Source organism: Ideonella sp. sgz306126, assembly GCF_056032705.1.
In genome coordinates, this window is sequence record NZ_JBVYWP010000001.1 from 701,507 (window position 1) to 712,146 (window position 10,640).

At 68.4% G+C, this 10,640-nt stretch carries 12 protein-coding genes; 1 reads left to right on the forward strand and 11 read right to left on the reverse strand.

The window, feature by feature from the left end; all coding sequences use genetic code 11:
- Window positions 1–8: 8 nt before the first annotated feature.
- The 4 genes from AC0N04_RS03210 to AC0N04_RS03225 are packed head-to-tail and all read right to left on the reverse strand — an operon-like array spanning window position 9 to window position 2,469.
- Window positions 9–443 (reverse strand): ExbD/TolR family protein, encoded by a 435-nt coding sequence (locus AC0N04_RS03210; RefSeq protein WP_474278547.1) that lies wholly within the window; start codon window positions 441–443, stop codon window positions 9–11.
- A 3-nt stretch (window positions 444–446) separates the two neighbouring features.
- Window positions 447–1,097 carry a MotA/TolQ/ExbB proton channel family protein gene (locus AC0N04_RS03215; RefSeq protein WP_474278549.1) on the reverse strand — a complete coding sequence of 217 codons (651 nt, stop codon included), beginning with the start codon at window positions 1,095–1,097 and terminating at the stop codon, window positions 447–449.
- Entirely contained in the window at window positions 1,097–1,909 is an 813-nt protein-coding gene (gene dapB / locus AC0N04_RS03220; RefSeq protein WP_474278551.1) for a 4-hydroxy-tetrahydrodipicolinate reductase, read from the reverse strand. The genes AC0N04_RS03215 and dapB overlap by 1 nt, the downstream gene beginning before the upstream one ends.
- A complete protein-coding gene (locus AC0N04_RS03225; protein ID WP_474278553.1) occupies window positions 1,906–2,469 on the reverse strand; it encodes an outer membrane protein assembly factor BamE in 564 nt (187 codons plus the stop codon). Before AC0N04_RS03225 ends, dapB begins: the two co-directional genes overlap by 4 nt.
- Before the next feature lie 131 nt (window positions 2,470–2,600).
- Between AC0N04_RS03225 and fur the strand changes: the two genes are divergently transcribed.
- Entirely contained in the window at window positions 2,601–3,083 is a 483-nt protein-coding gene (gene fur, locus AC0N04_RS03230; protein WP_474278555.1) for a ferric iron uptake transcriptional regulator, read from the forward strand.
- Here the strand turns inward: fur and hprK are convergent.
- From hprK to glnE, 7 genes are all read right to left on the reverse strand, one after another.
- The gene (gene hprK, locus AC0N04_RS03235) at window positions 3,037–3,993 is read right to left on the reverse strand and encodes an HPr(Ser) kinase/phosphatase (protein ID WP_474278557.1); all 957 of its coding nucleotides are present in this window, start codon (window positions 3,991–3,993) and stop codon (window positions 3,037–3,039) included. The two genes, fur and hprK, sit on opposite strands and share 47 nt — an antisense overlap.
- A 19-nt stretch (window positions 3,994–4,012) precedes the next feature.
- Window positions 4,013–4,483 (reverse strand): PTS sugar transporter subunit IIA, encoded by a 471-nt coding sequence (locus AC0N04_RS03240; RefSeq protein WP_474278559.1) that lies wholly within the window; start codon window positions 4,481–4,483, stop codon window positions 4,013–4,015.
- 232 nt (window positions 4,484–4,715) lie between these two features.
- Window positions 4,716–5,057 carry a ribosome hibernation-promoting factor, HPF/YfiA family gene (gene hpf / locus AC0N04_RS03245; RefSeq protein ID WP_474278561.1) on the reverse strand — a complete coding sequence of 114 codons (342 nt, stop codon included), beginning with the start codon at window positions 5,055–5,057 and terminating at the stop codon, window positions 4,716–4,718.
- A gap of 499 nt (window positions 5,058–5,556) precedes the next feature.
- Complete coding sequence (locus AC0N04_RS03250) at window positions 5,557–6,228, reverse strand: glutathione S-transferase (protein ID WP_474278563.1); 672 nt, start codon at window positions 6,226–6,228, stop codon at window positions 5,557–5,559.
- Between the two features lie 136 nt (window positions 6,229–6,364).
- Window positions 6,365–7,270, reverse strand: coding sequence for a DMT family transporter (locus tag AC0N04_RS03255; RefSeq protein WP_474278565.1), 906 nt, complete (start codon window positions 7,268–7,270; stop codon window positions 6,365–6,367).
- Window positions 7,263–7,871, reverse strand: coding sequence for a rhomboid family protein (locus tag AC0N04_RS03260; RefSeq protein ID WP_474278567.1), 609 nt, complete (start codon window positions 7,869–7,871; stop codon window positions 7,263–7,265). Before AC0N04_RS03260 ends, AC0N04_RS03255 begins: the two co-directional genes overlap by 8 nt.
- Window positions 7,868–10,597, reverse strand: coding sequence for a bifunctional [glutamate--ammonia ligase]-adenylyl-L-tyrosine phosphorylase/[glutamate--ammonia-ligase] adenylyltransferase (gene glnE, locus AC0N04_RS03265; RefSeq protein WP_474278569.1), 2,730 nt, complete (start codon window positions 10,595–10,597; stop codon window positions 7,868–7,870). Before glnE ends, AC0N04_RS03260 begins: the two co-directional genes overlap by 4 nt.
- Window positions 10,598–10,640: the final 43 nt, after the last annotated feature.

Below are 10,640 nucleotides of genomic sequence, written 5' to 3' on the forward strand. Positions count from 1 at the left end.
GGCGCTCCTCAGGGCGCCGACGCGGGCGTGGCGGCCGGCGCGGTGATGAAGCCGATGCGCGACAGGCCGGCCGCCTGCATTGCGCCGATCAACTCGGCCACCTGGCCATAGGGTACCTTTTCGTCGGCACGCAACTGCACTTCGGTGTCCGGGTGGGCCTGGGCCACCGTGGCCGCCTGCTGGCGCAGCGCGCTCATCGAGCTGCGCTGCTCGCCAACAAACAGCCGCCCTTGCGCGTCCAGCGCCACCGCCAGCACCTGCGGCGCGGCGCTGGGCTGGGCCGCCTCGGTCTGGGGCAGGTCGAGGCGCAGGCCGCTGGTCATCAGGGGCGCGGCGATCATGAAGATCACCAGCAGCACCAGCATCACGTCGATCAGCGGCGTCATGTTGATGTCGCTCATCGGCTGCGGCGCGCGGGTCCGTTCGAGCCGACCGAAGGCCATCGTTCAGCCCCGGCGCTGCAGCGCGGTTTCACGCAGGTCGTGCGCAAAGCCTTCGAGCTCGGCTTCGCTGGCGCCCAGCCACTTGCCGAAGACGTTGTAGGCCAGCACCGCCGGGATCGCCACCGCCAGGCCGGCGGCGGTCATCACCAGGGCCTCGCCGACCGGTCCGGCGACCTTGTCGATGGTCATCGAGCCGGCGCTGGCCATGCCCAGCAGCGCGTGGTAGATGCCCCAGACGGTACCGAACAGCCCGATGAACGGCGCCGTGGCACCGACCGAGGCCAGGAAGACTTGGCCGAAGTGAAGATGGCTCAGCCCGCGGTGCAGCGCGTCGCGCAGGCGGCGCGTGAGCTGCGCCTCGGCCGCGCCTTGCGCTTCGAGCGTGCCGGCAACGGGTTCGGCGAACGCCGCATCGAGCATCGGCAGCAGCAACCCTTCGCGGTCCGCCGACGCGAGGCGCTCGCGCGCCGCGTCGAGGTGGGGCGCATCCCAGAAGATCGCCAGCCCGCGCGCGATGTCGCTGCTGGCGCGCCGCAGCACCCAGGCCTTCCAGAAGATCAGCACCCAGGCCCCGATGGACATGGCCATCAACAAGGCCACGACGCTGCGGCCGATCAGGTCGCTCTGCGACCAGAAGCCCGACAGGCCGTCCATCAGGCGGACAGGCCCAGCACGTCGTTCATCGTGAACAGGCCACGGGCGCGCTGGCGCAGGAAGCGCGCAGCCCGCAGGCTGCCCTGCGCATAGGTGACGCGGCTGGCGCTCTTGTGGGTGATCTCGATGCGTTCGCCGGTGCCCGCGAACAGCACGGTGTGGTCACCGACGATGTCACCGCCGCGGATGGTCGCAAAACCGATCGTGCTCGGATCGCGCTCGCCGGTCACGCCTTCGCGGCCGTAGACGGCACAGGCCTTCAGATCGCGGCCCAAGGCGGCCGCCACCGTCTCCCCCATCGCCAGCGCAGTACCGCTGGGAGCGTCGACCTTGTGACGGTGGTGGGCTTCGATGATCTCGATGTCGTAGCCTTCGCTCAGCGCGCGGGCCGCCATGTCGATCAGCTTCATCACGACGTTGACGCCCACGCTCATGTTGGGCGCCATGACGATGGCGGTGTCCTGGGCGCCGGCCGCCATCTCGGCCTTCTGGCCTTCGGTGAAGCCGGTGGTGCCGACCACCAGCTTGACGCCCCGGCGGCGGCAGGCGGCCAGATGCGCCAGCGTGCCCTCCGGCCGGGTGAAATCGATCAGCACTTCGGCATCGGCCAGACCCTGGTCCAGATCGGCGGTGATGATCACACCGCTGTGGCGACCCAGCCAGGCGGTGGCGTCCTGGCCGATGGCGGTGCTCGAAGACAGGTCGAGTGCGCCGGCCAGGGCGCAGTCCTCGGCCGCGCTGATCGCCTCGATCAGCATCCGGCCCATGCGACCGGAGGCGCCGGCCACGGCGATGCGCAGAGCGGCCGTCATGGTGCCTCCAGCGGCGGATAGCTGCGTGTCGCACCCGCGGTCGGCGCTGCAGGCTCAGCCGCCGCCACCGCGGCGGCCGGCTTCGGGGCCGGCAGCGCGGCGCGCTCTTCGGGTGTCAGTTCGAGCTTGCGGGTGCTTTTCGCGGCATCGCCACGGCTGATCGATGCGACGAACTCGCGCTCGCTCGGCAGGTCCGGTGCGCTGACCGAGCTGACCTTGTCGTTGTCGAACAGCACCACCACCGAGCGCTTCTGCGGCGGCGTGCCCTGACGGTTGATCAGGAAGACGTAGTCCCAGCGATTGGTGTGGAACGGGTCGACCAGCAACGGGGCGCCCAGCGCCTGACGGACCTGCTCGCGGCTCATGCCCGGCTTGACCTCGGCCACCTGCTCGCTGGTGACGACGTTGCCCTGCACTACCTCGACCCGATACGGCGTCATGACGGACGAGATCACGTGGCTGACCCGGCCGGCCATCGAGGAACAGGCGCCGAGCAGCGCACTGGCTGCCAGCGCGGCGCCAAGCAGGGCGGCACGGCGAGGAGAGAAAGACAAGGGCATGGGCGGCAGCGTCCGGCGGCGGGCTGAGGAAACACCCGTCGAACCCTGCGCGCAGCCGGGCATCACAGGGTGGCTATGATGCGACGATTCTAGCGGCCCGCCCGATGGGCGTCGCGGGCCTGGATGCCACCATGACCCACGTCGACGAACTCAAGAGCAGCGGCCTGAAAGCCACCTTGCCCCGGATCCGGATTCTGGAGATCTTCCAGAAGGCCAGCCAGCGCCACATGACGGCTGAAGACGTCTTCAAGGCCCTGCTGGCGGAGGGTTCGGACATCGGTCTGGCCACTGTCTACCGGGTGTTGATGCAGTTCGAGCAGGCCGGCATCCTGTCGCGCAACCATTTCGAATCCGGCAAGTCGGTGTTCGAACTCAACGAAGGCCAGCACCATGACCACCTGGTGTGCCTGACCTGCGGCCGCGTCGAGGAGTTCTACGACGCCGAGATCGAAGCCCGCCAGCGCGCCGTCGCGCAGACCCGGGGCTTCACCCTGCAGGACCATGCGCTGGCGCTGTATGCGGTCTGCGCCAAGCCGGACTGCGTTTACCGCAGTGGCCAGGCCGCGCTCAGGAATCCCGGTGCGACTCCATCGCCGCCTGGTGGCGCTGAATGAACTCCTGGTAGGTGTCGATGCCGCGCAGCTGCAGGATCGTGTTGCGCACGGCGGCTTCCACCAGCACCGCCAGGTTGCGCCCGGCGTCGACCGCGATCACCACCTTGCGCACCGGGATGCCCAGGATCTCCTCGTACAGCGGCTCGTAGGGCAGCCGCTCGAACTCACGGTCCATCGTTTCCTTGCGCACCAGGTGCACGATCAGCTTGAGCCGCATCTTGCGGCGCACTGCCGTCTCGCCAAAGATGGCCTTGATGTCCAGCAGGCCGATGCCACGCACCTCCAGCAGGTTCATCAACAGTTCGGGGCAGCGTCCCTCCAGCGTGGACTGCGTGATGCGAAACAGATCCACCGCATCGTCGGCCACCAAGCCATGGCCGCGTGAGATCAGCTCCAGCCCGAGTTCGCTCTTGCCCAGGCCGGATTCGCCGGTCAACAACACGCCCAGGCCCAGGATGTCCATGAAGACGCCGTGGCGCGTCGTGCGCTCGGCCATCAACTGAGCCAGATAGGTGCGGACCACGTCGATCACGTGGCCGGCGGAGTGGGCCGTGGTGAACAGCGGGATCTCGGCCCGGTCGCACATCGCAACGAGCCGGTCCGGGGTCTGCTGGTTGTCGGCGACGATGATCACCGGCGGCTCCAGCGTGACAATGCGCTGGATGCGCCGCTCCAGCACCTCGGACGGGCCATCGCGCAGGTAGGCCACCTCGCGCTGCCCGACCAGTTGCACCCGGTAGGGATGGATGTAGTTGAGGTAACCGACCAGGTCGGCCGCAGAGCGCGCGTCGCGGACGGCGGCTTCGTCAAACCGGCGCTCGGGGTGGGCGTGGCCGGCGATCCATTCCCACTTCAGCGCCGGCTGGTGCTCCTCGAAGAGCGCCTCGGCGCTGATGGAAATGGGTTTCACGCGATGCCGCCCGGTCGCATCAGGCGACCGACTTCAGCGGCTCCCAGCCGGCAATCAGACGGTGCACCTCGGCCGCGTCGGGCTCAACCTTGAGCTTTTCGCGCAACTCGCGGTCCGACAGCAATTCGGCGATCTCGGACAGGATCTCCAGATGACGCTGGGTTGCCGCTTCCGGCACCAGCAGGAAGATCAGCAGGCTGACCGGTTCGTCGTCCGGAGCGTCAAAGGCGATCGGGTGCTCCACCCGCAGCACCGCTGCCAGCGGATTCTTCAGCCCCTTGACGCGGCCATGCGGCACCGCCACGCCATGGCCCAGACCGGTGGAGCCCAGGCGTTCCCGGGCGAACAGGTTGTCCGTGACCGTGCCGCGGGCGATGGCGTGCTGGTTTTCAAACAGCAGGCCGGCGTGTTCAAACACACGCTTCTTGCTTGTGGCGTCCACACCGACCAGCACATTGGCAGCAGGCAGGATGGCGGCAAGGCGGTTCATGGGCGACTCTTTCGACGGCGGGTCACGGTGAGGGAGACTTGAAACCATTTGCGACGGATCAAGGTGGCGGATTATAGAAATCGACACCTGATCCATGAAACTTGAACGTCGCGCCAACACGCGGGGTTGACCCCACTTGCTGCGTCGCAACAACAGTCATCGTGCCGCAGCGGCCCTCAAAAAACAAGGCGGCCCGTTGCCGGGCCGCCTCACGATGTCACGGAAAGCCCGATCAGGGCGCGGCGACTTCCTGCCGTTTGACCGCTTCGTGGTGATGTTCCTGGAGTTTGTCCTTGTAGCGGCACACCTGGCGATCCAGTTTGTCCATCACCTGGTCAATCGCCGCGTACAAATCCTCGTGGGACTGCTCGACAAAGATGTCCTTGCTTTTGACATGGAGCGTGATCTCCGCTTTCTGTCGTCGCTCCTTTTCCTTCAGCTTTTCGACTGTCAGCAAGACGTTGACATCCACCACCTGATCAAAATGCCGGGTGATCCGATCCAGCTTTGTGAGCACATACTCACGCAACGCCGGCGTCACTTCGAGGTGATGTCCGCTGATCGTCAAGTTCATCGGGGCGTCCTTTCTGTATTTCAATACCAAGCGGACCTCGCGACCCGCATCAAGGGTGACTGTTTTGTGACGCCACCCTTGCGACCCAGTGTGCCCCTGGTCCGGCACTTTGACAAGGCGTGTTGGCACATCGAAAGCGCGGTCTTCGCACGGTAGATCGCGCGCTCCGAATGCCTGCCGCAGAGGGACTGTGCGCAACCCGGTCCAGGTGCGGACGGGCGGGAATCGCAAGGGTCGGGGAAAAAAGGAAAGCCGCGCAGCACCCCGGAGCGAATTGGGAGGGAGGGAGGAGGAGGACGCTCCCGGGGCTGGTCAGCCAGAAGACCTGGCAGGCTGCGCGGCTTGAAGTGAACGGTTCCGGGCATCGCATTCCCGGAACCGGGGCAGGGCGCCGAAGCGCCACCACCCAACCCACCCTGTTCTGAGGCCTGGGCCGCTGCGAGGTTCCGCCACGACGCGTTTCATTCTGTAAAGCTGACGCCCCCGCGCCTGCCTGGCCTCACGGTGCCGCCTGCGCCTTGACCGCGGCGATCTGCGCCTCCTGCTCCCGCTTGCGGTCGGCACTGACCCGTTGCGCGCTCGGCCGCTCGCCCACGCGCTGGATGTACGGCTTCCAGTCCACACCGCCGGCCGCCAGCAGATCCTCGCCCAGCACCGCCTTGCTGGCCATCGCGACCAGCGGCAAGGACACATAGGCCGCGCAGTCGGCGCTGGTGAACTGTTCACCCGCCACCCACGGCGAAAACCGCGCCAGGCGGGCTAAGGCCGGCACGTTCTTCGTCAGTTGCTTGCGTACACGGGCCTGCGTGCCTTCGCTGACCGTGCTGCCGAAGAACGCCTGCGGATAGAGCTCGCGCACCACCAGTTCCAAGTGCAACTCGATGAAGGTGGTCAGTTCGCGCACCTTGGCCTGGGCCCAGGGATCGGAGGGCATCAGCGCGGGTTGCGGCCAGGCCGCCTCCAGGTATTGCACGATCACTTCGCTTTCGCACAGCGTGCCTTGCGGCGTGCGGATGAACGGCACTTTGCCCAGCGGCGTGGCCTGCAGCACCGCCTCGTCCTTCAGGCCGGTCAGCACCCGCTCCTCGGTGAAGGGGATGCCTTTTTCAAGCAGCACCATCTTGACCTTGTTGTAGTAGTTCGACAGCGCAAAGCCGCACAGCGTGATCATGAAGGACTCCTCTTCGAAACCAGGGCAAAGCGGCAGTCTATCCAGTGCGCCGCCGCCCCAGTGGCGCACGGGTGACAGCGAAAACCGGGTGCCGAGCGCGTCCGGCGCAGGCGAGAGCGATCGCCGACTGCCGGGATCAGCCCACCGCGGCAGGCCGGCTGACCTGCCAGATTCCCAGCACCACCCCCGCCAGGGCCACCACCAGCCGGGGGGTCAGCGGCTCGTGCAGCAGGAGCACGCCGAACAGCAGACCGAACACCGGCGTGAACAGCGTGAACGCGGAAATCCGCGTCGCCGGATAGTGACGGACCAGCCAGAACCACAGCAGATAGCTGGCGAAGGTGACGATCGCGATCTGAAACACCAGCGAACCCCAGACCAGCGGACTGAGCCGGCCGGGCCAATGCTCGCCGCTGGCCACCGCCGCGAACGTCAACAACACACCGGAGACCAGCAATTGGTACATCAGCGTCTGCTCAGGTGCGGCGCTGGACAGCCGGGTGGACCGAATGCTCAGCGTCGTGCTGGCCCACAGCACGGCCGCGACCACGCCGAGCGCATCGCCCAGCCATTGCCGCTGGCCGGCCGCCGGCGCGGTGAAGCCCTCGGCGAAGGCCCAAGCCACACCGGCAAACGCCACCAGCAGGCCGCTCCACTGCCGTCGGCTCAGGTGCTCGCCCGGCACCAGCAGCGGCATCACGCCGGCCACGATGAACGGCGACAGGTAGATGAAGACCACCATCCGGGACGCCGTCGTGAATTGCAGGCCGACGAAGATGCAGCCGAATTCGAGCGCGAACAGCGCGCCCGCGAGCAGGCCCGGCAGCAGCGTGCCGTTGCGCGGGTCCAGCGGGATGCGCTTGCGCGCTGCCCACAGCGCCAGCAGCAGCGCCGCGCCGATGGACCGCGCGGCGGCCTGCGCCAGCGGCGGAATCTCGGTGAGTCCGACCTTGGTCGCGGTCTGGTTCAGGCCCCACAGCGCGGCACAACCCAGCAGGCTGACCACCGCGAACGCGTCGAGGTGGGTTCGGCGATCACTCATCCTGGTTCCGTTTCTTGCTTTCAGGTGCACGCAGGCACAGCCACGCGCACAGCACCCCGGCGAACGTGCCGCTCACATGGCCCATGGGCGCCAACTCGAAATCCCAGCCCGGCACCCGGTGGACGACGCCCGCCCAGGGGGCCTCGCCGAGCAGCTTGATCAGCAACCCGGCCGCCAGCAGCAGCGCGACGCGACGCGCCCGCCCCGGCCCGGCGCGCCACAGGTGCCAGGCGATGATCACCACGCCGGCGTGCAGCACCCCGGACAAGCCGGCATAGTGCAGCAAACCCGGTTGCAGCAGCAGCCCCGCCTGGGTCAGCGGCCAGGCGAGCAGCCAGGCGAGCGTCTCGGCCGGGCCCGCGCCAGCGCGCCAGCCCAGCCAGCCGACCAGCACCGCCGCGCCGGCGTTCATCATCGCGTGCCGTCCGCTCCAGTGCACCAACGCCGCCGTCCAGGCCCGCCACGGCTGGTGCGCGGCCAAGGCCGGCTGCCAGTCCCAGCGCGTCAGATCGGCCTGCAGCATCCACGCCGAACCCAGCAGCCAGAACGCCACCAGCGCCGGCCAGGCCAGGGCCCGCAAGCTCGGAGACGCGCCCGTCACGCGTCAAAGACCGCGCGCCACAAGGCGTGGATCGCCTCGCGTTCCCTGGCCAGCAGCGCCGGCTCGAACTGGGTCGGCTGTTCGTCCAGCCTGGCGCGGTGCTGAGCCCGGCGCAGTTCGCGGTAGGCGTCTGCCGCCGCGGTGCCCACCCCCGGCGGCAGCAGTCCCTCGGCCTCCGCGCGCTGCAGCAGCGCGATGTTGCCGGCGTTGTCCAGCAGCCGCGGGTGCCGGGCACCGAACTGCAGCACCAGGTACTGCACGGCGAATTCGGCGTCCATCATCCCGCCATCGCTGTGCTTGACGTCGAAGACCCCAGGCTTGACCGGCCGCGCCGCGCGGACCTTGTCGCGCATGCTGTGGACTTCGGCCTTGAGCGCCTGGGGATCGCGCTCGGCGCCGATCACCGCGCGGCGCGTGGCCTCGAAGCGCTTGGCCAAGCTGGCCGGGCCTGTCACGCAGCGGGCCCGCGTGATCGCCTGGTGCTCCCAGGTCCAGGCGGCGTTGCTGCCCCGACCACGCTGGTAGTTCTCGAACGAGGCGATCGAAGTCACCAGCAAGCCCGAGTTGCCGTTCGGGCGCAGCGCGGTGTCGATGTCGAACAGCTCGCCGGCGGCGGTGCGCAGCGTCAGCCAGCCGATCAGCTTGCGCACGAATGCCGAGTAGACCTCCTGTGCGCGGTCCGGGTCGGCCTCGTCGGCGTCGTCGTAGAGGAACACCACGTCCAGGTCGCTGCCGTAGCCCAGTTCGAGCCCGCCGAGTTTGCCGTAGGCGATCACCGCGAACTGCGGCACCTCGCGGTGGCGCTGCTTCAAATGGCTCCAGGCCCAGCGCACGCAGCAATCGAGCACGGCGTCGGCCAAGGCCGACAAGTCGTCGGCCACCTGCTCGACGGTGATGCGCTGCTCGACGTCGCGCACCAGCGTGCGAAACACCTCGGCGTGGTGCGCGCGGCGCAAGGTGTCGAGCAACGAGCCCTCGTCGGCCTCGCCCGAGCGCACCCAGGCGGCGTGGCGCTCCTCCAGGTCCGCAACGAAACTCGCCCGGCCGAAGCGCTCGGCGATCTGTCGCTCGTCGGCCAATTCGTCGATCACGCCGGGGTGCAGCATCAAGAATCGCATCGGCCACCGCGCCAGGCCCAGCAGGCGCAGCAGGCGCTGCTGCACGGCCGGCCGCTCGACCAGCAGCGACAGGTAGCTCTCGCGCCGCAGCAGCGGTTCGAGCCAGTCGACAAAGCGCTGCGCGGCCTCCAGCGTGCAGTGGCCATCGGCCACGGCAGCCGCGGCGCGCAGCACCAGCCGGCCCAGCCGCAACTTGCTTTCATCCCGCAAGGCCTGCACCCGCGGGCTTTGGGCGAACGGCCTGACGCGCTCGGCCAAGGCCGGCGGCAGCTTGTCGAGCAAGGTATCGCTGTCGAGCGGCAGCGGTCCGCCGCCGCAATGCCGGCAGCCGCCGGGACTCGACGGCGCGCCCGGCGCTCGGCCTTCGTGCAACAGCGCGTCGAACTCGGTCGCGACCAGTTCGCGCACCTCGCCCAGCTTGTCCAGCAATTCGCAGGCATCGGCGCTGCAGTTCAGCGCCAGGCTCGCGGCGATCCAGCCCAGGTCGCCGTCGGCCGTCGGCAGCAAATGGGTCTGCTGGTCGTCCAGGTACTGGATGCGGTGCTCGATCTGCCGCAGGAACACGTAGGCCCGGCCCAGCGCCGCCGCGGTGTCGCCCTTCATCAAGCCGCCGGCGGCGAGCTTGTCCAACGCCTTCAGCGTCGACCGGGTGCGGATCTCCGGAAACTGCCCCCCGCGCGCGACCTGCAGCAGCTGGACGATGAACTCGATCTCACGGATGCCGCCGCGCGACAGCTTGACGTCGTTGGCCCGCTCGGGGCGACCGGCAGCGCGGCGCTGCGCCTCCTCGCGAATCTTGCGGTGCAGCTGGCGCAGGCCCTCGAAGACGCCGTAATCGAGGTAGCGGCGGTAGACGAACGGCGTCACCAACGAACGCAGCTGCAAGGCCCGGCCGCTGAGTACGCTGGCGCGCGGCGCCACCACCCGGCTCTTGAGCCAGGCAAAACGCTCCCACTCGCGGCCCTGGACCAGGAAGTACTCTTCGAGCATCGCCAGGCTGACCACCGGCGGTCCCGAATTGCCATTCGGACGCAAGGCCAGATCGACGCGAAAGACGAATCCGTCGTCGGTGACGTCGCCGATCAGCGCGTAGAGCTTCTTGGCGACCCAGCCGAAGTATTCGTGCGCGCTGACCGCCAGCGGCCCGGTGGTCTGGCCATCGTCCTCGTACACATAGATCAAATCGATGTCGGATGACACGTTGAGCTCGCGCGCTCCGAGCTTGCCCATGCCGACGATCCAGAAGTCGACCGGCTGACCCTGGGCATCGCGCGGTTCGCCATGGCGCTCGTCGGCCTCGCGGCGCGCCTCGGCCAAGGCCAGCTCCAGCGTGGCCTCGGCCAGCGCGGTCATCGCGCCGGTGACCTGCGCCAGCGGTGCGGCCTGCTCGACGTCCAGCACGGCCAGGCGCTCGATCACCAGCTGCCTGGCCACGCGCAGCGCCGACGCCAGCGGCCGCCCAGCCGCTTGCAGCTCGCTCACCAGCGCGGTGATGACGGTCGCATCGGGAACGCCCTCGGGCAGGCGCGGCAGGTCGTCCCCATGGCGACGGCGCACGCGCTGCACGAAACGGCTGTGGTCGGCCCGGGGTGGCAAAAGTCGTGTCACTCGAGGTACGGAACCCATCAAAGGCGCAAAGTGACTGTGCTAG